The organism is Rhizobium sp. BK176 (genome assembly GCF_024808055.1).
Map to the genome: position 1 here is coordinate 1,073,604 of NZ_JANUBV010000001.1, position 24,483 is coordinate 1,098,086.

The window sequence follows — 24,483 nt, forward strand, 5'->3', positions numbered from 1 at the left end:
ACGGGGCCAATTGGCCCCGTTTTCGCGTCTGGCTATCTCCGTCTTCGGAGACGATCAATGAACGGCCGCCTCGGCGACCGCAACGGTTGCGTCTTCCTCAAGCGGATTGGCCCACGGGACGAGGCCTGAGGGAACGACTTCCGATGCCGGCCCGACGTGGGCGTCCTGGTCGTCGAAGAAGATGTGAGGGCGGAACGCCTTGAGGATGCCCGCCTTTGGCCAGCCCGAGAGATAGTGGGCCTCGTCCACGTCGATCCCCCATGAATCGAATGTCCGGATGACCCGTTCGCGGGCGTCGCCGCCCCGCGCCGTGACCAGCGCGATACGGAACGGCTTGCGGCCGTTGATCAGGCACTGCTGCAGGTCGTTGATGATCCTGAACACCTTGGCGAACGGGCCGTCGGCAAGCGGGATGTTCGCGTTGACCTTTTCGTTCTCCAGGAACCCCGGCAGCTTCCGAGCCTTGTAGATGCGCTCGGACTCGTCGGAGAAAAGAACGGCATCGCCGTCGAAAGCGATCCTGATCTGGAAATCGCCGTCGAAATCCTCCGATTTCGGCAGGTCGTACATGACGGCCGCGGCGATCCCGCTGCGGATAGCTGCCTGCGCGTCGTCTGGAGACTTCGACAGAAGAAGGTCGACACCGAGCGCGTCGAGGTATTCCACTGTCGGCTTGTTGCCAGTGATGAAGCTCGATCTCAGCGTCGGCAGCTGATGGTGATTGATGGACCGCAGGATGCGGATGCCGGCCGAGTTGGAGAAGCTCGTCACCATGACGACATCGATCAACGGTTCCCTGCGGTCGGACAGCGTGTTGAGGTTCAGCAGGCCCTTGATGAGCGGAAACGCGACGCCCGGCGCGAGCGGGATGTCCTGCGTCTCGCGCATGTGGGCCACGAACGCTTCCGGTCCCTTTTCGAGAAAAAGGGCGTTTGCTTCCTCGAGATCGAACAAGGCTCTTGCCGATACGGCGACTGTGAGGGTTTTCATGGACACCACTTGCGTTTCGAATTCGCGCAAACTCTATTTAATGATGGACTTCGCGTCAACAAAATAGCGCGCCAAGCGCAATCGACGTCTTTAAATAGTTGTCGATTGACAAGCCTTGTGGTTAAACGGTCACGACCCAGCTAAAAAAAGGATACCCCACATGTCCGCCGACACTTCCAGAGCCGACGAGACTCAATCGCTCAAGCGACTTCGCCTGGACATCCTGCAAGAGGCGCGCGAACAGGGGGTCGTGGATATGATTTTTCGGTCCGATCGCGAGGTGACGGACATTCCATTGGATTGTTATGCGGTCTATCTCTGGATTTCTGGCGCGAGACTCGACGAAGAAGCGGCTTGGAGGACCGACGACCTGGAAACCTTGCTTGACCTTGACCTCATCCGAAGCATCGACAGATCGGCCGTGGTCGTGAGAGGTCCGACCCTTCTTCCCTGGGAAGGCGTCGTTATCGCCACAACCGATCATGACGCGCACGAGCAGATTGCCGCGGCCATCGGCGAGATCATCGTGGAACACGCGCGTTGCTACGTCGTCCCGGAATCGACGGTCCAGCCGATCACCGCGTCTTTTCTGAGGGACTACTGGACGGCTTTGCATTCCTACCTTGAATTCAGGAAGGCGACGCTCGACCTCATGGTCCAGGTGGAGGCCGCCAGGCCGCTGGCAAACGCGGCAAAGCATATCGAGGCGGCGCATGCCGCAGGCGTGAAGATTTCTCCGCAAGTCATCGCCGAGGCCAAGACGTGGTCGGCGACCAATCTGGGGCTGAAGAAGGCTGCCACCAGGCTATCCGACGACCGTGACGCCGCCTACACCAGAGCAGGATCAATGGCCCGAGCGGCGCTACGTCGCATCTGCGATCCGCCTCGCCGCCAGTTCACGGCGACGGCAGCGGGCCCGAAGCCAGGACTGTGAGCGGCAAGACCGACATGCCTTTGCTGATATGGAACCTGGGCGTATTGACGCCTGGGTCGAAGGCAGCAGTGGCGAGGTTCCCTGTATAGAAGCAGCCGCCGTCCATCGCGATCCGGTTTCCGTGATCCATCGGGTTCTCCGCTTCCGGCGAATGCCCGTGCACGACGACGAAGCCGTAGTCGCCCTTGTGCTTGAGGAACTCGTTCCTGATCCACATAAGGTCGCGGTCGGTCTGGTCGATCAGCTCCCTCCCCGGCCGTACGCCCGCGTGCGCGTACAGACGGTTGCCGACGACATGTCCGACCGGCAACGACAGCAGGAAATCGGCATGGACCTTGGGTACCCAGCTGCCGATGTCCTTGGGCATGCCATCGTGCAACGGATGCCATCCATACGACATCAACGTCTGCTGGCCGCCATGCTCCCACCACTCCCTTGCCAGTTCGTGCTTAGGGTCGCGGCAGACGGAGGCGAATACGTGGTCGTGGTTGCCCCTGAGCGGCAGCCATTCGACATGGTCGTCGGAAGGACCGTCCATCAGCAATTCGATGACGCCCCTGGAATCTGGCCCTCGGTCGACGTAGTCGCCCAGCAGATGGACACGCGCCCGCATGCCGCGCTCGGCACTGTCCATCGCGATCCAACGAAGCGCCGTCTCGAGATGCTCGCGGTATCCGTGAACGTCGCCGATGGCGTATTCGATCGTGTCGGGGCTTTCCTTGAAGTCCAGAATTCTCATGCGTCGCGCTTTCAATGTCATTGTCCGGAAACTATGATGGGTTTCGCCGCGTCACACCGGGTCTTCCAAGGAGCTTCCATTGTCTGTCATTAACACTTCGCGCCCCGCCCGGCTACGGGAATTCCTCGTTTCGGAAGGATGGGTTATCGATCGCCGGATCGAGGAAACCCGTGGCGAGCTTCTTTTCACCCACCCCGAATACCCGCGCAGGCAAATGTGCATTCCGGTCGACGCCACGAGGTGGGACGACTGGCACGAGGTCTGCGAGCGGACAGTGGAGAAGGTGGCGGAAATGACCAAACGGCAGCCTGCCGAGCTATGGGCGCTGATCGACGGCCCTACCCGCAGTCAGCGCGTCTGGAGCGCGCTGCGAACGTTCGTGGGCTCCGCAGTCGTCGCCTGCGCGATCACGGTTGTCGGCATGGCCGCCTGGAACAAGGCGACCGAAGAACCTCCCGTTTCGGTCACGCTTGCCGGATGCATGGACAATCAGGCCTCGCTCGCCGTTTCAATGATGTCCCACGACGTCCGCACCCAGTTCGCGGGAAACCGAGACAAGATGAAAGACTTCGCATGGACGCGCTGGAGGGCCTTGCAGGCGGCCGCCAACGTCGAGGAGATGCGAAAGTGCTATCTCGAGGCGCAGTCGTATTCCCACAGCTTCGACGACGACGGCCTGATCGGCGAGGACCTCAGCCGCATCGAGGACGGGGTCAAGGCCGTCTACACCCACATCGGCGCGACCCTCGTCCCCGGCGACGACGCGACCGACGGCGAGAGGGCGGCGGCGCAGGAAACGTTCCGGCTGGCCGAGGCAGCGGCAACCCGCGTGTCTATCAGGCTCGGGAAGATCGTTTCCTCGTGGTATCTCTGACCACTTGCGGCATCGGCCAGACGAAAGGGAGGGCTTTTGCGGCCCTCCCTTTTTCATTGGACTTCGATGTTGCGAGAACCAGCCGTCAGGCCGCTAGACGCTTCGCCAGGCCCGTGCCTCGCTTGTCGAGGTCTTCTGTTTTCACGGCGTGCTGGACGGCGCTGTCGTTGCCGATGACGATGCAGACCTTCTTGGCGCGGGTGACGGCAGTGTAGAACAGGTTCCTGTTCAGCATCCGGCGGTGCGCCGACGGGCAGACGAAGATCACGACAGGGAATTCGCAGCCCTGCGACTTATGAACGGTCGAGGCCCACGCCATGGTGATGTCGCCGGAATCGTCCTGAGCGTAGTAGGCGAAATGGCCCGAGTAGTCCGCCTTGATGTAGGCTTCCTGCTTGCCGTCCTCGCGCTGGCGCACGCCCGTGTCGACGACGATCCCGACTTCGCCGTTGTAGACTTTCTTCACGTAGTCGTTGCGGGTGTGCATGATGCGGTCGCCGACCGAATAGCGAACTTCGCCGCCGCCGCTCTTGAACACGACGGTGTTCGCAGGCGTTCCCGGATTGAGGGCGGCCTTCAGCATGGCGTTGAGGTTCTCGACCCCGGTCGGGCCCTTCTTCTGGCTTGCCAGCACCTGGATGTCGTCCACCGGATTGAAGCCGGAGTTCGGAAGTCTGCGCGACATGAAATCCACGACGTCGCGGACCATGTCGTCATCGTCGTCGAACTGCGAGAAGCCGCCCTTCATGTAGAAGCCGTCGAGCTTCTCGCCCTGCTCGATCGGAAGGTTTCCGGTGTTGATGCGCTGGGCGGCGACGACGATCCCGCTGTCTCCCGACTGACGGTGGATGGTGCGCAGACGCGCCACGGGGATCGCGCCGCTGTCGATCATGTCCTTTAGGACCTGTCCAGCGCCGACCGACGGGAGCTGGTCGACGTCGCCGACGATGGTGATGCCGGCCCTGTCCTTGATGGCGTCGAGGAAGGACGAGCCGAGGCGGACGTCGATCATCGAGAACTCGTCGACGATGAAGCGGTTCTGGGGAAACGGATTGGTGCGGTCGAACAGGAAGTCGCCCTTCTCGGCTGAGAAGCTCAGCAGGCGGTGGCAGGTCGAAGCTTCCTTGCCCGTGACTTCGGCGAGGCGTTTCGCGGCGCGGCCGGTGGGTGCCGCGAGAACCACGGACTTTCCGAGCTTCTCGAGGGCGGCGACGATGATGCGCTGCGTCGTCGACTTGCCGGTGCCCGGGCCACCCGTGATGATCGCGATCGGGTTCATGACCGCCATGAGAGCGGCTTCCACCTGGCTCTCGTCCCGCTTGACGCCCAAGAGCTCGATCGCCGCCTCCACGGCATCCCTGGCGGCACCCTCGGGCGTGATGTCGCCCTTGGCCATGATCGTGCGCAGCCGGTCGGCGAGCGAACGCTCCGCCTTGTGCAGACCGGACGGATAGATGAGGCCCACGTCCTCGTCGAAAATCGCGTCGCGGTCCGCGATAACGGCGTCGATCATCGGCGCGATGGTCTCGGCTCCTACCTGAAGGACTTCGTCGGATTCCTTGACGAGGAACTCGCGCGTCAGGCCGCAGTGACCCTGCTGGTTGGTCTTGAGGTTCAACGTGTAGCGGATGCCGGCCTTGAGGCGCGGCTCGCACTTGGGGTCGAGACCGGCCTTGCGGCCGATCATGTCCGACTTGTTGAATCCGATGCCGTCGATGGATTCGGCAAGCCGCCACGGATTCTCGTCGACGATTTTCATCGAGGCCGCACCGAAGCGCTTGATGATCTTCTGGATCAGGGACTCGCGCAGGCCGAACTCGGCGAGGAAGGTCACCAGTTTCGGCTGGCCGATCAGGCTGGTGAAGGCCGCGGCGATACGGTCGGCGAGCACGCGCTTGATGGTCGTCGCCATCTCGTCGGCGTCTTCCATGACCTCCGGCAACCGGTCCCCGTACTTCTTGAGCAGCTTTTCGATCGTGGCTTTGCCGACACCCTCGATCTTGGCGATCTTGAGGTAGGTCACGGCACCTTCCGCGCCCTTCGGGATTTCTGGATACATGATCAGCGCCTTGAAGGACGACTCGCCCTTGTAGGTGACCCATTTGCCCTGGGCGACGACCTTCTCGCCCTTCTCCGGACGGTAATGCCCGGCGAAAGTGATCTTGCCCGAGAACCGGGCCTTGAGGCGGGAGTCGCCCGACAGCTTCGCGGTGTCGAACTCGACCGCGTAGACAGCGAAATCGTCGTCGCCCACGAACTGCTTGGGGAAGATACGGTGGGTGATCTTGGCGGAAACCTCTTCCGTGTCGGTTTCGACCGCGGGAACCTTCGGCTCCTGCTGCACGGCCGGCGGTGGGCCTTCGAGGCCCTGAAGGAAATCCGGCTCGAGCGCCGCCTTGCCCAGATCGTTCATTCCGGCGAACAGGTCCATGGATGCTGGCGGATTTTTGGTTGGCGAAAGCGTGTCGGACATCCCGGCTGCTGCTCCATGAAGTTTGGATTTAATTGAAGAACTCAACTGCTATCGTGCCCCGGAATTTCGCTCCAGACCACCCGGACGCGGAACAAAATGCCTGACCTTAATTCAATCTTCAACTCTTTAATTCAAGAACTCGTATGCAAGCCTCGACTTGGGGAAATTTTCGGGTCTATCATTTTCAAACGCCATTCGGAGGAATTTTGATGCGCGCAATCCTGGCGGTGGCCGCCATGCTAACCTTCATCTCGCCTGGCATCGCCAGCGCCGTACCCGCCTGCAACGTTCCGCTCGACCGCATCATCCAGACATCGCCGTACCTGACTGGTTCGCTCGACGTCTACGAGAAGACCCCAAGCTCGATCACGTTGCGCCACAAGGACGATCCGAGGATCATCGCCAACTTCGCCGTGGACACGCCAGCACCTTCGGTCGGCCTCTCCAAGACTGAATACATGGCCCAGTACGAGAAGGAACTCGGCGCGCAGGCCGTCGTCGCGCAGAACGAGCATCGAACCGTCGAGACATCCTTCTTCCCCTACGAGCCGCTCGCATGGCGCATCGTCGAATCCACCACGCTCCCGAACGTCGGCAAATCGCTTGAAGGCCACATGTTCATCCGGCTCGCCGAGAACTGCCTGGTCAAGGCATCCTACATCGCGCCCGACAGCCCGAATCTCATGACGCGCTGGAAGGAAATGGCGACGGCCATCGCCGACCTGCGCACCTCCGCCGCGCCCTTCGTCCTGACCACGTCGTTCGAGCGCGAGAACACCGCTCCGGCCGGGCTTCTCGGTCTGGCGGTCGGCTGGCTCGCCCCGCTCCTCGTCATCGGCCTGCTTTACTACTCGCTGCGCCACTACAGCCGTCTCGACCCTCCGTCGACAAGCACCAAGATCGTCCTCGGCTCCATGGCCGTGATGTCGCTCGGCCTGATCATCCAGCAGCACTCGGTTTTCCTGAACGGGCTGGCGCTCCTCAAGTACACCGACGCGCTTTTGATGCTGACGACCTGCTTCGCCGCGGCGGTCGCGTCTCTGCTTCTCGCGCAGAAAGCCTCCGTCTTCGCCCTCATCACCGGAGCCGTCACGGGCGGTTCGCTGCTGGCCTCGTCCCTGATCGGCTGGACGCTCGATCCGATCTCGGTCGGCGCGGTCGGCCTCTCACTCCTCCTGGTCTCCGTTCTCGGCTTCATTTCGTGGAGCCATCCGTTCGGCGCGACCGAATAGCAGCCGTCCGCTAGAATACAAAAAGCCCGCCGTGGATTTCCATCCGCGGCGGGCTTTTTGTTGGCCAACTGCCGATCCGACGCTTCCGCCAGTCTCTACCGAGAATGCCGGAGGGACTGGCCTCCGGCCATCAATTCGAAGACAGGAGCCGGATCGCCTCGTTGACGCCCTCGACCGTCACGTCGCCGGAGATCGGCACGACGCCGTCGCCCTTCATCACGATGACGGCCGGAAGCGTCTTGACCCCGGCCCGCCTGGCGAGCTCGCGGTTCTTCAGGAGCGTCAGCTTCACGCCGGCGCTCGTCTCGCCGCTCTGCTCGATGCCAGCGGCGCGCAACGCCTCGATGCGGTATTCGGGCGCGACGCCTTTAGACATAAGCTGCTGGCGGAGCTTCATCCAGTCTCCCTGAGGCTTGCTGTTGAAGGCCTGGATGACGTCGAGGGAAGCCGCCACCGCGTCCTCGCCGCTGACGGGGTAGTCGCGGTGGACGATCTTCACGTCGCCGCGGGTCGCGGCGATATTGTCGAGCATCTTCTCGACCTCGTTGCAGGTCGAGCAACCGTAATCCGAGAAGACCATGATCGAGATCGCCGCGTCGGCGCGGCCGTACCAGGGGTCGACCGCGGAACCGGCGAAGGCCTCGACGGAGGGCGCGGCGGGAGCCTGGGCCTTTTGCGCCGCGACGGCACCGAGCAGTTCTCCCGGGTTCTTCCTGAAGTGTTCGATGACCTCGTCCACGACCGCCTTGCGGTCTTCGTCCGACAGCCTCGGCTGTTGCGCGCATACGGCCGACGGGATTAACATCGTTGCGAGGATCAGCGCCTTTGATACAGCCTTCACTGCCGTTTCCTTGTTTGCTTAATTGAAGACTTCACTTAATGCATCCGATGCAATCCATGTCAATCTCCCGGACACCAGCATGAACCCATTCACTGTCCTCGGCGTCCCCTTCAACGCAACGAAAGACGAAGTCACGGCGGCCTACCGCCAGCTTGCCAAGAAGTGCCACCCCGACCTCAACCCGAATGACCCGGACGCGGCCGCGCGCTTCCATGTACTGAGCGAAGCGCACAAGCAGCTTCTGGACGATCTGGACGCCGCCGCTCAGCCGAGGAAGCGGCCCATGCAACGGGCGAGCGCGCCGACCGTCATCACGTTGCGGCGGAACGTGTTCCTGACCGTGCACGAGGCGATGACGGGATGCCGAAAGTCCGTCGAGGGCATATCGGGACCTTGCTCCTGCTGTTCCGGTTCAGGTCGCGTTCCGTCTCCAGGTCCCGTGGAATGCACCGCCTGTCTCGGGACAGGGGTCAGGCACAACCGCAATTCCGCGCTGATCCGCCTCAAGGTCGAATGCTCGGACTGCGCCGGCACCGGAAGGGTGACTTGGTTCATCTGCCATGAATGCGCAGGCTTCGGCACCGTCCACATGGACGAGTGCGCCGTCGACATCCCTCCAGGCACCCGTTCGGGCGAGCATCTGGTCATTCCAGGCGGCGCGAACAACAGACGCGAGAACGTCGTCGGAGACGTCGAGATCACCGTAGTGGTGAAGGACCCCAATTTCAGGATAGCGGGCGACGACGTCGAGACGTCGGTGGCGGTGGACATCTATGACGCCGTTCTCGGCACCACCGTCGACGTGCCATTGCCGTCCGGAGAGGTTTTGCGCCTGGCGGTTCCGCCCGAAACACCGCACGGCGGGCGCTTCCGGGTAAAAGGCCGTGGATTGCACTACACCGAAGCGAAAGGCGACCTCGTCGTCATCGTCAAGACAAGACCCCTGAAGCTATCGAACCCGGGAGTGCGGGAAGCGATGCTGGCGTTGAAGCATGCCGCTTCAGCCGGCGTTTAAGGCAGGACCCGCGAGAGGCCGCTCAGCTTCTTCTGTCCGATCCATGTCGCCTTCTCGGAGAGATTTTCTTGCGCCGTCTCGGCGAACTCGGCGATACGGCGGTCCAGTTCCCGGTCCTGGTTGGCGCGCGCTTCTGTTCCGGTCTGGTCGAGGGAATCCCGCTCCCTCATCGAGTCGAGCGCCTTTTTCGCCAGTTCGCCATCTTGCAGCGCGAACGCGACAGTCAGGGACTTGAGATCGAGGGCCGCCTTCATGAGGTGCTCTTTCTTCCCGTTCACCTGGGCGATCACGGCCGACAGAGGACCCGGTCCTCCGGATGCCCGCAATACGGTCCGGTCATAGCGATGCTCGGTGTTCCATCCTTCGGCCAGCACCCATGCCTCAAACCAGGTGTCGATCTCGTTTGCCAACTCCAGCTTTCCTTCGTCGGAAGCGGCCAGCATCTTCCGTTCTATGGCTGCTATTCCCACTTCCAGGTGGGTCGTCCTCGTAAACACGTTTTGGGCTACGTCTGCGTCGCCCGGTTCGAAATAGGCGCGGTCCTGCACGATCTCCGGCGAAGTCAACTCGATCGCTTTGTCGAAGGCGTAGTTGAGCGACGCCGCCCCCATTACCACCGCGCTGAGGCCGACCGAGACCTTGATCATGTAGGGGGACCATTTGAGGGAAAAGCGGTCAAAAGCTGTCGTCATGAAAATCGCCAATGTTTTCTGTGGCTCCATGATCACGCGGCACGCAGCAGGCGACAAGCGACGGCTACCAAAAACACGGCCGGCGTCTTACAATAGAGGAAAATAACGCTACGAGGTTTAGAATGGCAAAAGAATTGCGTACCGCACGCGAAGGCTGGGGCGGCATCATCGGTAAAAACCAAGACCCCGATTAAGGAAATCTAAACCCCACTTCTGGAAACTTGTTGCAACCGTCGCTATATTGGAACTATCCAAACGCCCAACAAGGAGTGGACGGGATGCAGCAGAATTTGAATTCGACCTACGGCCAGCAGGAATTCGACACGGGTCTACGCGACCACATGACGAAGACCTACGGTCTCATCGCCGGCGGCCTCGCCGTTTCGGCCCTGACGGCCTGGATCATAGGCTTCACCTCGTTGCGCTCGCTCGTCGTCGGCGACGAAGGCCTGACGACCCTCGGCCACATCGGCCTCTGGGCCCCGCTGGTTCTTCTTCTCGGCACCGCCTTCCTCCGCGTGACCAGCGTCGGTGCAATGCGCGGCATCTACTGGGCGTTCGTCGCCCTTCAGGGCTTCGGCCTCTCCCTTGTCGCCATTAGCCTTCCTGCGCACACCATCGTCCAGGCACTGGCCATCACCGGCTTCACCTTCGGTGCCATGTCGCTTTGGGGTTACACGACCAAGCGTAGCCTGTCCGGCTGGGGCAACTTCCTGCTCATGGGTCTGATCGGTGTCATCATCGCCATGGTCGTCAACCTGTTCCTCGGCTCCGCGGCCCTTGATTTCGCGATCTCCGTGATCGGCGTCCTCGTCTTTTCCGGCTTCACCGCCTACGACACCCAGAAGCTCAAGGACATGTACTACGCCGGCCTCGGCAAGGACGACCTCGAATACGCGAGGTACTCGTCGGCTCTCGGCCTGTACCTGAACATCGTCAACCTCTTCAACTTCTTCGTCTCCTTCGGCCGCGACTAAGGCCTGGCGAGACACAGGACAGTGAGGGCGGCCACTGTGCCGCCCTCTTCCGTTTCGGCCGGCCGCAATCGCTGTCATCCTTTTCAGGAACCGACAGGAAGTCCAATGCCCAAGCCCATCATCCTCGCCGCGATGCTTCTCTCCATCGCTCCCATGGCCTCGCTTGCGGCTGAGGATTGCCCGTCCCGTCCCTTCCATCTCAAAATCGACATCGACGCGCCCCGCGAAGTCCTCGACCATTCCCGCGATACCAGGGCATTAAGCGCCATGCTGTCGGATCGGTCGCTCCCCGGCTATGTGACGCAGGGCCTGACCAAGGTCGACTACACGGCCTCGTACTCCACCGAATACCTGTCGCAAAAACGCGAGGACGGCAGCTGGTGTTCGACGGTCGACTCCGTGACGGTCAAGTTCGGCTTCCTCGCACCGCCGACGATTTACCTGGCCCGTTCTCTGCCGGAAGGCAGCTGCATGTACAACGAGGTGAGGAAGCACGAATACCAGCATCTTAGGATCGCACAGGACACGTTGGAGGCCGGCCGCAAGTGGATCGGCACGGCTCTGAAGCAGCAACTCACACAGGGCGGCGCGATCGGTCCGACGGCCGATTCCGCCAACGCGGTGATTGACGCCGGCATCAAGGAGATCGTCAACAAGATCACGGGCGGCCTTTATGCGACGGCCCGCTTCAAGAACCTCGCGCTCGACACGCCCGAGAACTACGCGCGTCTCGGAAAAGTGTGCGGATAGTTTGTCGCATGCCGTGTTCGCCACCAACCTTAGAACGAACACGGAGATGACAATGACGAAATGGCCGCCCGAGGTAGACCCGTTCTACGAAGAATTCTCGCAATACTACGTCTGCGCGCACTGGAACGGTATCAAGCCGGACAATAGCGGCCGCCAGCACATCGCGTTTCTCGGGACACGTCGCCCGGCCATCGGCGAATTCGCGCTGACGACGCCATGGCCCGATTGCTCCGAATTCTTCCATTCAGAGGAAGACGCTGACGCTTTCCTGAAGTCTCAGGACGAACTGAGGCCGCATCCGCTTGGAAAGGGCTGGGAAGTCGTCCAAATCGGGGACATCAAGGCGAAGTACGGATACGAGCCGCTCAGCGCTCTCATCGCCGTTGGCAACCCTCATCTCGAGCATCCCAAGCCGAAAACCGAGAGCGCTTCTCCGGCCCCGTCGATCTGACGGTCAGGCAGCCAACAAACGCGCCAGGCCGTCGGCTATCAAATGCTCTTGCGGAATTGCCTTTTCCTTGGAGAAAGCCCGCAAGCGCTCGACTTCGGCCTTGTTGAAAAAAGCCGCTACGCGCTTTGTCCCGGCCCTGCATTCCGGTCCATCCGTCCTGACTTGGGACGGCGATCTTACCCGGTGGACGAGACGCTCGCGCGACACCTGGAGCAAAGGACCCACGCCATGGACGGAGACCGCTTCGTTGACCGACATGGCAATGACTTCCGTGATGGAGAGTTGCCGTTTCCTCGCGAAAATCTTCATTCGTTCGACTATACTTGGCTCGAGATGCGCCGCGAGTTGCGTCTTGTTTTTCCGGCTCGGTGCGATCTTCGGCTCTGGGGCTATTGTCATCACTAACATCCTTGCGTCTCCGAGAGTTTCCGGAGCCGCTCCGCACAAGATTTCAATGTGGGTCAGATATAGAACACAAGACTTCGGAAGTCAAATGTTGACGACATAATGCTGGACTTGGAAATCGGTAGCCGAGGTCGTCAACTCTTTAATTTGCGACTTCGGCCCGCGCGCATTCACCGAGGAGCGAACGGAGCGCCTGCGGGTTGCGGCTCTTCCCTGCGGATGCGTTGTCCGCTCGCGTCGTTGGCGACCGAGTTCCTGAAATAGAGCTTCGTGTTGTCGGGCGCGATCACCGTCGGCGCGCCGAGGTTGTCCAGCCGTCCGTCCTTCTGCCTGGTGACGACGATCGATCCGTCGAGGCCCTGGCGGATGAGGTGCGTTTCGTGCCTGACCTTGAAGTCGGCAAGCCCATGCTCGGCGAGGATCGCCGTCATGAACTTGTTGACCACGGAGATGTGGGTGTTGAATGGCCCGAGGAACCGCTGCGGACCGACCAGTCCCGGTTCGCCCAGCGGGATTTTGGCGTCGTCCCACGCCTTGTGGACGATGACGCCGTCGCCGTTCTCGTCCCACAACGCCTCAAGACCGCCGTCGCCGTTGACGACCAGAGCGCGCGGGACGTCGGTTCCTCCGTCGCCCATGCGGACGAGGATCACCGAGTGCTTGTGGCCCGTGCGGCCGTTCATCATTTCCGAGATACGCGAGAGCGCCTCGGCGAGGTGTTCCCGGTCGCAGACGACCACGTCGTACTCTCCCTTGGCGGCGGCGGAGAACCGCTCGAAGAAGCCCCCATGCCGCTTCTTGAGGATCAGCTCGACATGGTCGGCGTGTCCGCGGCTCATCAGGGCGACGGCGAGGCTGCCGATCGATTTGCCGCGCTTCCACATTTCCGAGATCGTGGATCGGACCTTCACGGATGTCCCCGCGATGATGTCGATGGCTTTTTCTTTGAACCAGTCCTCGACGGGAGTCTTGATCCAGGTGAGCGCGGATGCCGCCAGGATGAACGTCGCGGTCTTGCCGAGCGTCGCGTTCATCGTGCTTTCGAGGTCGAACGGGATGGCGGCGGTGGCGACGAACAGCCCGCTCGTCACCAGACCCAGCGTCGCGAGCCTGATCTTTCCGACGGCGAAGGCGTCGCGCACGAAGCCGCGGTTGCAGCTGCCGAACTCGGTTCCCGTATAGGAATTCCCGACGATGGTCGCGTTGCGTGTCCGGTCCGGCAGATGTTCCGCATCGACGTTCATGCGCGGTGTCATGTTCGCGCCGTCGAAGGAGTTGCCGACGATCTTGGCGTCCGCCCAATCGGCGTTGTGCAGATAGGTGTCCTTGAAGCTGCTTTTACGGATGTTCGCGCCGACATAGCTGCTCGAAGAAATGGCGGCGTCCTTGAAATCCACTTCGTGGATTTTAGCGCCGTCGAAACGCGCGCAGGTCATCTGAGCGCCGACGAAATCGGAGGTCATGGTGACGGTGCGATACTGCGGCGAGCCGTCCGTGTTCACCCGGCCGTCGTCATATGCCCTCTGCACCTCATATGGCGAAAAGTCCACGTCCGCGAACACGGCCGAAATCGCGTCCGTGCCCGAAGCGGCCACGCCGCGCATGGAAGCTCCCGTGAAGATCGTGTGTTCCAACCTGCTGCCGCGCAGCTTCGCGCCGTCGAGGCACGCGCCTGAAAAATCGGCTCGCGACAGGTTGAGGTGCATGAGGTCCAGGTGCTTGAGGTTCGCCCTCTTGAGGCTTTTCCCGGCCTTCGCGCATTGCTCGACGAGTGCCTTGATCGACGATGCCCGGCCTTCGTAAAGCAGTTTTCCGTCGATATCGAAAATCTGCTTCAGATTGGCTGCTTTTCTCGGTGTCATGATTTTTTCTCCATGACCCGATTGTGCCCCAACGCCACGCAAGTCTACAGGCCGGCAGTTCCCGCGATGTGCGCGGCAAACGGGGCGACGACATGTTGTGCGAGACCGACGAGCAGGAAGACCGTAGTGGAAACGGCGACGTGGCTCGCCATAGGACGGCGGTGGAACGACGCCATCAACCTGTTCCAGAGCTTCGACGGAACGAGGAGCGCCATGCACGCGTTGGCGGCGGCGGTTTTCCAGAGGATGGAGTGGTCGAAGCCCCCGATCACAAGGGCGACGTTGAAATAGACGAAGACCGCGAAAAGATGGGCAATCGACAGCAACGATCCGCGCTTTCTCTTGGGTTTGCGCAGGACAAGGCGCTCGTTGATGGCGACCCGGCGGATGATGGACAGCGCCCTTGCAGGCTCGATCCTGAAGAATTCCCGTCGGGAATTCACCCTGTTTTCGCCGATCAGGCGGTGGACGGCGGCTTCGGTGCGGGCCGCGTCCGGCGACCTGACATAGCCTTCGATCGTGAATGGCGTCGGAACGCCGCTTGCCGCCGTCAACTCGCTGGCGCGTCGCACGGGATCGCGCGACGTCCTGCCGATTTTCACCATGCCCGGCATGGATGGATTGCTGAGGAGGTAGACGAAGCCAGCTTGTCCGTTTGCAGGTCTCACGGTGGTTACTTCGAAAAGCGCGGCGTGGACAGGTGCGGGTTGTAGCCTGGATCGGGATTGAGGTCGGCATTGAAGCCGAGCTTCTGTTCCATGACCTGAGTGACCAGCTTCTTGAGCTTGGGCCGGTCCTTTTCGTCCAGCCACGTCAAGGGAGCGAAATGGTTCTGGCCGGCAAAGCGGGATTCGTTCTGTCTGTTGGCGCAGGTATGCATCATCAGGCCGCGCTCCTGACGGGGACCTGGCGACGACGCCTCGATGCGGAAGTCCTCATGCTGCAGGCTGATTTCTCCGCTCACGGCATTGCCACCCATGTTGGAGCGGATTTCGAAGCTTCCGGCGGCCAGGCCCAGGTCCTTTGCCAGCGCCTTGAGGCGGTTCTTGGCGACCTTGTGGAACAGGTTCTTGTCTTCTCGGCTTCCCGTGCAGCTTCTCGTCCAGTCGTAGGTCTCGGCCATTTCAGTCACTCCGTTCGTTCTATCGATGTAAGCGTCGCATTCGGCATGTGACAAGGCGTTCACCTATTGGCGCATCCCCGGTGCCTGCGCTTTGGTGATATCGATATCCATCGGCCGCTCGTCCCAGAGCCGCAATACGGTGTCGGCGTGGTCGAGAATCTCCGAGTGGTGGTCCAGCATGTTTCGATAGACGGCTTTGGTTTTGGCGGGATCGTCGCGCAGGGCCTCGAGCAGCTCGACGAGCGCCGTTTCCACTCTGCTATCGGGCGCGCCAAACGGATCAACCGTGCGGATGACATCGTGGAGGCGGTCGAAGGCGTACCGAATGGTCGAGTCGTCGTCGAAGACGGCTAGCTCCTGGTTCTTCAGTCGTCTCGTGATTTCGGTGCCAACCGCGAACGCGACATTTTTCGCGGCCCTTACAAGTTCCGGATAGCGCATGTCTACCCCCGGCAGCCTGTCGTGCGGGAGCAGATATTCGGCAGGATTCCTCATCTCGACAGAGACACCCGCCTTCTCGGCGATGTCCTGAGCGAATTCCATGGCCTCGACCCATGCCTCGGCGGCGAAATAATGCGTTCTGGGGCGGATTATCGGAAAGTCCAGCTTTCCGAGAGGTGCTGTCCACTCATGCCTGTGGAGGTCCCACTCCCCAACCTCGACGTGATCGTCGTCGCGCTCGACACGGATGATCAAACCCGTCGAACTATCGAAAACCGTGCCACCCACAAGGATGTGATCGCTGGCGAATTCTTGCGCCTTGTCTATCCAAGCAGAGCACATAGCGTCGAAATCCGAACTCGCGGAGACTAGGTTTCTCATTCTGGTGTTCTCTGACTTCTCTGTCGCGGCCTTCCTGTAAGCTACCCGTCGATCTTGCACTCGCTCCGGGTAGCCATTGATTCTTGATGCGCGCTGTAGCATGTCGATGGCGTCTCGTGGGAACACTTTGGCGAGACCCACTTTTTGAAGTTCCGCCGCCGCTTCCCTTGCCAAGTTCCGCTCTATCGAGGAGACGGACTCCAGAATTTGGTCACTCTCGGATCGAAACTCACTCAATCTGGTGGTTGCCGCGTACAGCGTCCCGTCGTAAACGCGGAAGTTTCGCACGACATCGTGGTTGACAGTCCGCGAGATCGCCAACGGTGCATCCTCTTCCGATAGCCGCCTGAACGGTATCGCCACTTCGACAAAAGTAAGGATCGACCTCGGTCCGCTCGAAACGGTCACTGGTGCGTGGAAGATCACGGGTACGATGATTTTCATCGGATCATCCCCGGTTGCCTGTAGGAGACCTCGATTTCAAGCGGCCTGTCGTCCCATCTCGCAAGGGAGACATCGAGATGGTCAAAGACAGCCTCCCGTTTCTCGACGAGATTGCGGTATTTGTCGTTTATCGCTCGGGCGTCCTTCCTAACGAGGTCGAGCAGGGCGCGGGCGGAGACCTCCAACCGATCATGCGGCTCTCCGAAGGCGTCGGTATCGTCCAGCGCCTCCATCAGCTTGTCGAAGGCGTAGCGCAGCGAGCGGTCGTCTGTGAAGATGGAGCTTTCCTGATTTCGGATGCGTCTTGCCACCTCGACGCCTGTGTAATGCGCCACCATAGTCGCCGACCGAACCAACTCCGCCCATCGCATGTTCTGCTTTGGAAATGCCTCGGCAGGGATGAAGGCAGCAATGTCGCTGTCGCTGTCTACATGCACCCTGCGGCCTAGCTTCGAACCGATCTCCTGCGCGAAGGCGAGCGCCTCGTCGCGGTCGCCGTAGGCAAAGTAGTGGGTCCTCATGTCCTCCGTCGTCCAGTTGGCGTCCTCGGGCCTCTGCGTCCACATCCACCCGTTCCACATTTCTGTTTCCGAAACCTTGACCTGCCTGTTGTAGTCGGTGTTCACCGCGATCGCGATGCCGCGGTTTTTCGTGTAACGCACGCCGTCTACCATCAACAGCCTGGAAGCCTCGTCAGACGCGAACGCGACCGCCTGCTCGCGCCTGGCTTCGAAGTCGGGGCTCTGGACAGCGAGTGCGGCCATCCGACTGCTCTTCATCCGCTCGTCCACGATGCGCCGATAGTCCTCATAGTCATCCCTGGGATTGAGGCTGCTCGAACCGACGCGCGCCATCAGTTCCTTCGCGTCCTTGGGGTGGAGATCGTCGATCCGCAGGTCCGCCATTTCGCCAATTGTCCGCTTGGCGACGTGCCTGGTGATCTCGTATTCGATATCGGCAGCGAAACGGTGGCCGTCGTTCCGAAGGAGCGTGCCGTACAAACTTCCTTCATGAACGCGGTATGAACTGTGCATCGTGTCTAGCTGTCGGAAGCGGGTGGCGGCAACGGGTGCATCGTCTTGCGTCGCCTCCGCGATGTCGAAATCCGTCGGCACGAAGGTCAACGCCGTTCTCGTCCCGTATCTCGGGGCGTCGGTCGTGAAGGTAACCGGGACGGGGATGGTGATTTTCATGGTGCTTCCTGCCGCTGTCATCTTTGCAACATGACCTCTTTCGCCGCATCAAACCATCCTCCGGCTTTGACACATGCGGCTGACCGGCTTTAGCTACCGGGAACATAATAGGAGAGCCGTCGTGAAGTATGGAAAGTACGAAATCAAGAAGGTGTCGGTGAACGATCGGATGTCCGAAGAGACGACCAACTTCTCGCTTGACCTTTACGTCGATGGCAAGAAATTCGCGTTTGTATCGAACGACGGCCGAGGAGGATGCCACCGCGTTCATCCCTACCCGCCATACAACAATGTCGACATCGCGAGGGTCGAGGCGGAGATGGCCGCCGACGTGTTCCTGGTCGATTCCGAGCTCGAGATGTTCGACACGGCGGTCAACACGCTGCTTTCCTTGCACGAGGCGGCCGCGATCATCAAGCGGATGATCAAGACGAAGGCGACGTTCATCGACGGCAACGAGGTCTATACAAGTGGCTATAACGGCAGGCTCCCAGACGAAGCTCTGTTCGAACGCATCCGCTCGCAGCACCCGGGCGTCACGATCCTTAACAACATGACCGTCGAAGCATCCGCGATCGAGTTGGTCAAAGCCGACCGCCGAAAGTACGAGGCCGAGTACGCTGCCCACGCGAATCCCGTCATCCCGAGGCCTTGATCATGGAAATCCCGGTCCTCATCGAATACGGGCTCGAACATATCACCGCAGGCGGACGGCGGCAGAAGACCCGCGTCCACGAGATCGTCGACCTCGAGGTAGCGGAAGCGAGCGAAGCGGACGCACCGGTCGCAATCAGCTGGAACGACACGCCTGACCCCTCGCAGGCCGCTTTCTGGGGAGCCTATCAAACAGGTGCGGATGCCCATACGCGCTGGCACGCAGGTTCGCACTGGAGGCCGCTTCTCGACGGCGAACTGGATGGATCGCCAGGGGGAAGTCCGGCGGTGAACGTCGAGAAACTATGCGGTCTCGCTTCGTCCCAGAACCCTTATCACTCGTTTCTCGGAAATCACTACGGCCATTCTCCGGCCATCCCGAAAAAGCCCCCGGTCGGTGAACCGGAAGATCGGTTCGGCACCCTCATCAGCACACAGCGCGGTTCCGTGATCAGGGCAGCGAGGGAAGGACTCGAGCGGCTTCTAATCGTCGGCGACGAAGTCTATGTCAGATGTGCCGAGCCGACGATAGTGCCTTGTCAAACAGAATCCGGCTCGAGGATTCCCAAGTTCATCAGGATCGTCACAAGCCAGCCGCAGATCATCCGCGCATTCGCCCGCACCCCTGACGACGTCTATCCGGTTTCCGCCTTCGACGAGGCGATGACGGCCAAGCACCTGTTCTCGCTGCCCGCGGTCACCGCGATCGACGCCACGCGCCGCCCGGAAATCCATCTGTGGGACAGCGTCAACGAGGACGCGCTCCTTCACGAGGCCGCCGACACCAAGGTCATGAACTTCGTGCAGTCCGTCAAGGAGCTTCGTCTCGGGAACCCGACACTCGACCAGCTCGAATCCTACGTCGCGGTCCGCCGAGCGGTGGCGCTTCCCCATGGCGAGGAACGCCTCGAGCAGCTCGAAATGGCGCTCAGACAGTGCGTCGAAGCTTGGGGACATTCATACGAAGACCACGAGTCGCTGACGCAACTCGCGGACTCCATTGCCTCCCGTCGACTAGAAGTGCCGTTCGCCCCGGCTTCTTCAGGACCGCCGCGCCCATGATCATCGGTGCCACCATTCCCGTCGCCATCAACGGCAGGCGCGTCGGCGCTCAGAACCCCGGCGTCCGCCGCCATGTGTTCTGGCAGGAATTCAACCTGCGCCTGAGGGACGTGACGTCGGAAGACGCTCCACTGGTCGCCGCCTGGGACGCTGCCTTCGACGAACGGCTTTCGCTCAGGACGAGCCGCAAGGACTGGGGAACCTATCCCGCCGACGGCCAGCAGAACGTCCGCCACTATGACGGCGCTTTCTGGCGACAGGCGATGCATGTCGACGTCGTCGAAGGAGAACCGGCCTCCCGTGTCTACGATGCGGGGACGTTCGCCGAGATGTTCGAGCGTCCGACACACAATCTTCTTCTGTCGTCCGCTCCGCTGCCCACCGTCGGCAAGGGAAAGCCTGTGGTACAGAACCTCGAGGATTACATCGACCTGCTCCAAAGCTGGAGCGAAGAACACAAGACCTATCAGTCGATCGTTTCCAAGCTTCAGCGCGGCATCCCGAACAACGTCCTCATCGTCGACGACACGGTCTACATCCGCTGCGCCGAGCCGATGCTCGAGCTTTCGGACTGCGCGGTTCTCGACAAGGAAGCGAAGTGCTCCCTTCTCATCCGCGTCATCACCGATCCCAAGGAAATCCAGTGGCGGACGGAGCATACGCCGCACCGCCTGTTCCCGCTGTCGGATTTCGACGAGGCCATGGCTGCCGCGCCCGAGGCCGGGTTCGAAGCGTCTTTCGGCGTGGACAAGACCACCGGGGTCGCCTTCAACGAGGTTCGCCGGCCGAGCATTTTCAGACCCGACCTCCTGACGCATCTGGATTACCGATCGTTCCAGGCGCTCAACGACATGCGTCTTTTCGTCGAGGAATGCGAACGGACCGAGCGCCTCGACCACAATCTCGAATGCGCTCGTCTCCACGCCCAATTGAAAGCCGCCATCGCCGACCACGACAAGGGCGATGTCGATGCGTTCGGGCGCGTCGAAGACCTCGTCCCCTTGTTACACGCAGCCTGGAATGGAACATGGATGGATAGGCATACGGAGAAGGTCATGGCATCGCTAGACGAGCGTCCTCTCTTCATGCCGCAGGTTTCGAGAGGTCCCAATCCATGATCGTCAACGTTCCGTTCAAATACGAAGTCGAGGGCAGGCGCGAAGGCCGCCAACGCAACGGCACATACGACGTATGGGAAATTGCCGAAATGGACCTGCGTGTCGTCTCGCCGGAAGATGCCCCTGTGGCGGTTTCCTGGGATGACCGGCTCCCCGATTTTCTACGCATCGACCAATATGCGGCGGCCGAGTGGGGGTCTCATAGTGTCGACGGCTCCGCTCACACCGTCCACTTCGAGAACAGCCATTGGGTGGCTCTTAACGAGGCCGAGAACCGTTGGGCTGCGCCCTTCGGAGCTTATGGACCCCTGAAGTTCGATGATCTCATCCGCCGCATCGAGACGCATGGCGAGTGTCCCGTTTTGGGTCCTTATGGCTTCGATTCCAAGGCGAAGAAGCAAGTCGAGGCATGTCGCAACGACGGCCATTACATGTTCGACGACATCAAAAAATCGAACAGGGACTACAAACTTCGCCAGCTGATCAAGAAGGCCTCGCCGTTGATCGTCGTCGGTGACCGTCTTTACCGGAAGTGCCTTGAGCCAAGGCTCTGGATCATGAAGGGTACGGTCAACGCGAATCGCACAACGGCCGGGGAAAGCTACCATGTCGCCTTGGTTCGCGTGACGACCGACCACGAGCACGAACAGCACCATCGCAGGATCGACTGGAACGGAAGAAAAGCCTTCGGTCTCAACGAAATCGACGTGGCTTTGTCCCATGCCGCCGAATTCAACAAATTCCGGTACAATGCCCCTGCCGCAGACGCGCGCAACAAGAACGCGAGGCCTGTCATAACGCACATCATGGCGTTCGACGAGGCGGCTCATCTTCGCGGTCGAATCCACCAGCTCCATTCGCGGCTCGTGGACGGTTTCCTGCGTGTTGAGATCGGACAAACGGCGCGGTCGACCCTGCGCTGTTTCGTCGACCTCGATGAGGGTCTTCTGGAACTCAAGACGGCGACCGGCCTCGCCCGCTACGAGGAAGCGGCCCTCCGAATCCAGAAGGACCTGTCGAACCCGCACAACAACCAGCACAACCTGCTTCGTTTCGCAGACGAGCTCGTTGAAGTCCTGGAAAACAGGAACATCGACATCGGCGACGAGATCGCCGTGACCACGAGAAATTCGCTATGACCAAGGTTAGCCATTTCACCGCAACGGTCCCGCTTCTGGTGCTTGCCGAGGGCGTTCCACCGGGAAGCCGCTTCAAGAAGATGTGCCTGTCAATCGTCGACTGCGACGTTTCGTTCAAATCCGTTGGCAGCTCTGATACCTCGGTGGCGTTCACTATCCCTAAAGCGACAGAAGGCAGCAATGCCGGGTTCTTTGAGCGGTATGGCGATCCAGCGTCCGGGCGACAGAATATCCTGATCCATGGTGACTCGTTCTATCAGGACGTCGTTCTCGACGCGAAGGAACTCGTGAAGAGGATGCAGACCGATCCGTTCTTCCGACCTGGACGGTCGAGTGTTTTTAGAGAGGAGATGCTGACGGCCGTTCAAACGCGAAGCGCGCGAATGGTGTGGCCCGACCACCTCTACGAACACGCGCGGAAGAATCGGCTCCACTTTCTCGACGGCATTCAAAAAACGAAAGCCTTTCTCAAAGACGCCCATGCCGTGAAGCACACGGATGAAGGACTCGAGCAGATCGAAGAAGCCAAGCGCCGTTTCCGTGATGGGCTCTCGGATGTCCTGTTCGTGGACGGGCGCGTCCACACCGGTTGCGGGGAACCGCTCTACCTTCACAAGCCGAGCGAGCGACACGTCGATGTCCGGGCTTGGGATTCGGCGCTTTGGACCGGCAGCAGCAGGCCGAGCTCGTATGTCGACGCTCATGCCCGCTTCTTTCCCGCCAATCGCGTGGATGACGTTCGACAGTCCGTCGGCCGCCCAGCTCCGAACCTTAGCCTGATCGAGGTCGTGGACGAAGGCGAAATCCGCTTCCCGCTGGAGGAGATGGAATATCACCGGATCGCGTGCAAACTCGTCGCCAACGTGGAAATCTGGCTCGGCAAGCGCGAGACGTTTTCGAAGGCGAACAAAACGACCCTCAACGCCTACGCCGACCTCCGCGACCTCGTCCAATCCGTTGATCCGCTGGTTGACGGTGTTCCGGCGGAACTGGAAGAAAAGTTCGAGGCGATGGTCGCCTGCGTTCCTTGCATTCCAAAGGTGGACCACGAGGTCTACGTCTCGGACGAGGACATCGACTACGCACGAGGCATGTGGGAGAACCGCCCGATCTCGGCGTCCGTCGCGCCAAAGCCGCGAAAGTTCGGCTGATCAGAAGCCCGTCTGCACACCGCCGTCAGGCTCGCCCTTGCGCGGGCTTCTGACGGCGGTCTCCGCCATGTGGAAGTTGCCTGTACGGACGAGGTGATGGGCGTCGTCCATATCCATCGAATGGCGCTCGGCCATCCGCTTTAGAAGGTTGATCTTGCCGTTGTCGGTGAAAATCAGGTGGCTTGCCCGCTCGCGGTGATAGAAGAAATCACCGTCCGCCTTGCGTAGCCATCCGGCCTTCAAGGCGCGCGCTATCAGCGCCGCTCTCATACTGGCTGGCTTGAAGCCCCTGCCTTTGGCATCAACGAACATCCGCTCGAGAGCCACCATGTCTTTTTCGGAAAGCCTGACTGCCATTGCATGAATTCCAATAAACACGCGAAGCACTGATTCTACCGGAATCGCCCGAGTTTTTCGACGGCGGGCCGAATCGGCCCGCCGTAATCCCCAGCGTTTTTACCGTGCGAGGATCGGCAGCCATTCCGCGGCGATCTGCGGATTGGTCTGGGCGAAGTAGACCCCGTAGCCGACGATGAGGGACATCACCAGCCCGGTGAACGCGAGGTGCGTCAGGCTGCTGTGACGGACTTCCATCGGCTTTTCGATGATGAAAAGGATCAGGAAGGCCGTTCCGACGTTCAGCATGGCGTCGATCTGAAGGACCGATCCTGCCGACAACATCGCGAAGAGGGCCGCGGCCGTCATCACCTGCATGCCGATATAGCTCTGCTTCTTGACGTCGATGAGCCACCGGTTCGACCCCACGAGCAGTGACAGCGCGAAGACGAAAGGACCAAGCCACTGCATGCCCGTGCGGAACACGTCGAGCTGTGCCACGCCCGGCGTGAACCAGCGCTCGAGAACGAGGATGCCGCAGATGAAAAGGCCAGCGCCGCCAGCGCGGTTGATCGCTTTATCGTCGTCGAAGCCGATGCAGTAGGCGAGCGGTGTCACGAAAACGCTGAAGCCCATGAATCCCATGAACGCCATGACGGTACCGAAGCCCGCGACTTCATTGCCGTAGAAGACGGCGGCAGCGCCCCAAACGGCCGTCAGGGTCAGCATGAAGTTGGTCTTGCTGCCTTCGATTTCGCGAAGTTTCGCCGACAGGAGGATCATGCCGCCGAAGAGGAGACCGCCGGGGACGATCATCCAGGTGGTGAGCGACGGATCGGCGAAATGCGCGCCGCCGAGCAGGCCGACAGCCAGTGCGAAGCCGAGGACTTCGTAGGCGGCGGCGGGTACGATCGTGAAGAGAGCGATGAAGTACTTCGCGAAGCGGCCGAAGAGGAACATGAAGCAGGTCGCGCCAAGAACGAGCGCGAATACCTTCAGCACGTTAAGCCAGGTCACGAAGCCGGCGGCGACCTGAAGTGTCGTCAGCTCCGCGCATTGCACGCCCGTCGTGGACAGGGTCGCGAGATCAGCGATTGTTGCCATGTTCGATCCATAGTGAAACCGGCCGGAATTACGGCCAATGGCAACATGATGTCTTCAGATTTTGTCCGTCCGCAAGGCATCATGAACACAATTAATGACTTC

Annotated in this window: 25 protein-coding genes; 12 read left to right on the forward strand and 13 right to left on the reverse strand. The window is 60.8% G+C overall.

Going from position 1 to position 24,483, the window contains the following annotated elements; translation table 11 throughout:
- Positions 1–54: 54 nt before the first annotated feature.
- The gene (locus FHT76_RS05960) at positions 55–990 is read right to left on the reverse strand and encodes a 5'-nucleotidase (RefSeq protein ID WP_259184847.1); all 936 of its coding nucleotides are present in this window, start codon (positions 988–990) and stop codon (positions 55–57) included.
- A gap of 160 nt (positions 991–1,150) precedes the next feature.
- Between FHT76_RS05960 and FHT76_RS05965 the strand changes: the two genes are divergently transcribed.
- On the forward strand, positions 1,151–1,924 hold the full coding sequence (locus FHT76_RS05965; protein ID WP_259184848.1) for a hypothetical protein: 774 nt from the start codon (positions 1,151–1,153) through the stop codon (positions 1,922–1,924).
- Here the strand turns inward: FHT76_RS05965 and FHT76_RS05970 are convergent.
- Entirely contained in the window at positions 1,887–2,663 is a 777-nt protein-coding gene (locus tag FHT76_RS05970; RefSeq protein ID WP_259184849.1) for a metallophosphoesterase, read from the reverse strand. The two genes, FHT76_RS05965 and FHT76_RS05970, sit on opposite strands and share 38 nt — an antisense overlap.
- A gap of 79 nt (positions 2,664–2,742) precedes the next feature.
- On the opposite strand from FHT76_RS05970, the gene FHT76_RS05975 reads away from it, so the two are divergent.
- Positions 2,743–3,537 (forward strand): hypothetical protein, encoded by a 795-nt coding sequence (locus tag FHT76_RS05975; RefSeq protein ID WP_259184850.1) that lies wholly within the window; start codon positions 2,743–2,745, stop codon positions 3,535–3,537.
- A gap of 85 nt (positions 3,538–3,622) precedes the next feature.
- Here the strand turns inward: FHT76_RS05975 and FHT76_RS05980 are convergent, their stop codons facing one another.
- Positions 3,623–6,010: an AAA family ATPase gene (locus tag FHT76_RS05980; RefSeq protein ID WP_259184851.1), complete on the reverse strand. Its 2,388-nt coding sequence runs from the start codon at positions 6,008–6,010 to the stop codon at positions 3,623–3,625.
- Between the two features lie 209 nt (positions 6,011–6,219).
- Between FHT76_RS05980 and FHT76_RS05985 the strand changes: the two genes are divergently transcribed.
- Positions 6,220–7,242: a DUF3329 domain-containing protein gene (locus tag FHT76_RS05985; protein ID WP_259184853.1), complete on the forward strand. Its 1,023-nt coding sequence runs from the start codon at positions 6,220–6,222 to the stop codon at positions 7,240–7,242.
- A 130-nt stretch (positions 7,243–7,372) separates the two neighbouring features.
- Here FHT76_RS05985 and FHT76_RS05990 read toward each other — a convergent pair whose 3' ends face one another.
- Positions 7,373–8,083, reverse strand: a complete 711-nt coding sequence (locus tag FHT76_RS05990) for a thioredoxin domain-containing protein (protein ID WP_259184855.1) — start codon at positions 8,081–8,083, stop codon at positions 7,373–7,375.
- 79 nt (positions 8,084–8,162) lie between these two features.
- On the opposite strand from FHT76_RS05990, the gene FHT76_RS05995 reads away from it, so the two are divergent.
- Positions 8,163–9,098 (forward strand): DnaJ C-terminal domain-containing protein, encoded by a 936-nt coding sequence (locus tag FHT76_RS05995; RefSeq protein ID WP_259184856.1) that lies wholly within the window; start codon positions 8,163–8,165, stop codon positions 9,096–9,098.
- On the opposite strand, the gene FHT76_RS06000 is transcribed toward FHT76_RS05995, so the two are convergent.
- Complete coding sequence (locus tag FHT76_RS06000) at positions 9,095–9,790, reverse strand: hypothetical protein (protein ID WP_259184857.1); 696 nt, start codon at positions 9,788–9,790, stop codon at positions 9,095–9,097. The two genes, FHT76_RS05995 and FHT76_RS06000, sit on opposite strands and share 4 nt — an antisense overlap.
- Before the next feature lie 278 nt (positions 9,791–10,068).
- Here FHT76_RS06000 and FHT76_RS06005 point away from each other — a divergent pair, with 278 nt between their 5' ends.
- From FHT76_RS06005 to FHT76_RS06015, 3 genes are all read left to right on the forward strand, one after another.
- Positions 10,069–10,767: a Bax inhibitor-1/YccA family protein gene (locus FHT76_RS06005; protein WP_259184858.1), complete on the forward strand. Its 699-nt coding sequence runs from the start codon at positions 10,069–10,071 to the stop codon at positions 10,765–10,767.
- A 105-nt stretch (positions 10,768–10,872) separates the two neighbouring features.
- Positions 10,873–11,517, forward strand: a complete 645-nt coding sequence (locus FHT76_RS06010) for a hypothetical protein (RefSeq protein WP_259184859.1) — start codon at positions 10,873–10,875, stop codon at positions 11,515–11,517.
- Between the two features lie 52 nt (positions 11,518–11,569).
- Positions 11,570–11,968, forward strand: a complete 399-nt coding sequence (locus FHT76_RS06015) for a hypothetical protein (protein WP_259184860.1) — start codon at positions 11,570–11,572, stop codon at positions 11,966–11,968.
- A 3-nt stretch (positions 11,969–11,971) separates the two neighbouring features.
- Here FHT76_RS06015 and FHT76_RS06020 read toward each other — a convergent pair whose 3' ends face one another.
- The 6 genes from FHT76_RS06020 to FHT76_RS06045 all read right to left on the reverse strand — a co-directional run bounded on the left by FHT76_RS06020 (position 11,972) and on the right by FHT76_RS06045 (position 17,817).
- Complete coding sequence (locus FHT76_RS06020; protein ID WP_259184862.1) at positions 11,972–12,367, reverse strand: hypothetical protein; 396 nt, start codon at positions 12,365–12,367, stop codon at positions 11,972–11,974.
- 176 nt (positions 12,368–12,543) lie between these two features.
- A complete protein-coding gene (locus FHT76_RS06025) occupies positions 12,544–14,235 on the reverse strand; it encodes a pentapeptide repeat-containing protein (RefSeq protein ID WP_259184864.1) in 1,692 nt (563 codons plus the stop codon).
- Between the two features lie 44 nt (positions 14,236–14,279).
- Complete coding sequence (locus FHT76_RS06030) at positions 14,280–14,903, reverse strand: GIY-YIG nuclease family protein (protein ID WP_259184866.1); 624 nt, start codon at positions 14,901–14,903, stop codon at positions 14,280–14,282.
- A 5-nt stretch (positions 14,904–14,908) separates the two neighbouring features.
- Positions 14,909–15,358 (reverse strand): hypothetical protein, encoded by a 450-nt coding sequence (locus FHT76_RS06035; protein ID WP_259184868.1) that lies wholly within the window; start codon positions 15,356–15,358, stop codon positions 14,909–14,911.
- A gap of 63 nt (positions 15,359–15,421) precedes the next feature.
- Positions 15,422–16,624, reverse strand: a complete 1,203-nt coding sequence (locus FHT76_RS06040) for a hypothetical protein (RefSeq protein ID WP_259184869.1) — start codon at positions 16,622–16,624, stop codon at positions 15,422–15,424.
- Positions 16,621–17,817, reverse strand: a complete 1,197-nt coding sequence (locus FHT76_RS06045) for a hypothetical protein (RefSeq protein ID WP_259184871.1) — start codon at positions 17,815–17,817, stop codon at positions 16,621–16,623. The genes FHT76_RS06040 and FHT76_RS06045 overlap by 4 nt, the downstream gene beginning before the upstream one ends.
- 121 nt (positions 17,818–17,938) lie before the next feature.
- Here FHT76_RS06045 and FHT76_RS06050 point away from each other — a divergent pair, with 121 nt between their 5' ends.
- From FHT76_RS06050 to FHT76_RS06070, 5 genes are read left to right on the forward strand one after another with little or no spacing between them, the layout of a single operon-like run.
- Positions 17,939–18,472, forward strand: a complete 534-nt coding sequence (locus FHT76_RS06050; RefSeq protein ID WP_259184872.1) for a hypothetical protein — start codon at positions 17,939–17,941, stop codon at positions 18,470–18,472.
- A gap of 2 nt (positions 18,473–18,474) precedes the next feature.
- Entirely contained in the window at positions 18,475–19,533 is a 1,059-nt protein-coding gene (locus FHT76_RS06055) for a hypothetical protein (RefSeq protein ID WP_259184874.1), read from the forward strand.
- Complete coding sequence (locus FHT76_RS06060) at positions 19,530–20,651, forward strand: hypothetical protein (protein WP_259184876.1); 1,122 nt, start codon at positions 19,530–19,532, stop codon at positions 20,649–20,651. The genes FHT76_RS06055 and FHT76_RS06060 overlap by 4 nt, the downstream gene beginning before the upstream one ends.
- Positions 20,648–21,790: a hypothetical protein gene (locus tag FHT76_RS06065; RefSeq protein WP_259184877.1), complete on the forward strand. Its 1,143-nt coding sequence runs from the start codon at positions 20,648–20,650 to the stop codon at positions 21,788–21,790. The genes FHT76_RS06060 and FHT76_RS06065 overlap by 4 nt, the downstream gene beginning before the upstream one ends.
- On the forward strand, positions 21,787–22,941 hold the full coding sequence (locus FHT76_RS06070) for a hypothetical protein (RefSeq protein WP_259184878.1): 1,155 nt from the start codon (positions 21,787–21,789) through the stop codon (positions 22,939–22,941). The genes FHT76_RS06065 and FHT76_RS06070 overlap by 4 nt, the downstream gene beginning before the upstream one ends.
- On the opposite strand, the gene FHT76_RS06075 is transcribed toward FHT76_RS06070, so the two are convergent.
- Together FHT76_RS06075 and FHT76_RS06080 are read right to left on the reverse strand one after the other, a co-directional pair.
- Positions 22,942–23,298: a hypothetical protein gene (locus FHT76_RS06075; RefSeq protein WP_259184879.1), complete on the reverse strand. Its 357-nt coding sequence runs from the start codon at positions 23,296–23,298 to the stop codon at positions 22,942–22,944.
- Positions 23,299–23,397: 99 nt separating this feature from the next.
- Positions 23,398–24,381 (reverse strand): hypothetical protein, encoded by a 984-nt coding sequence (locus FHT76_RS06080; protein WP_259184880.1) that lies wholly within the window; start codon positions 24,379–24,381, stop codon positions 23,398–23,400.
- Positions 24,382–24,483 lie beyond the last annotated feature (102 nt).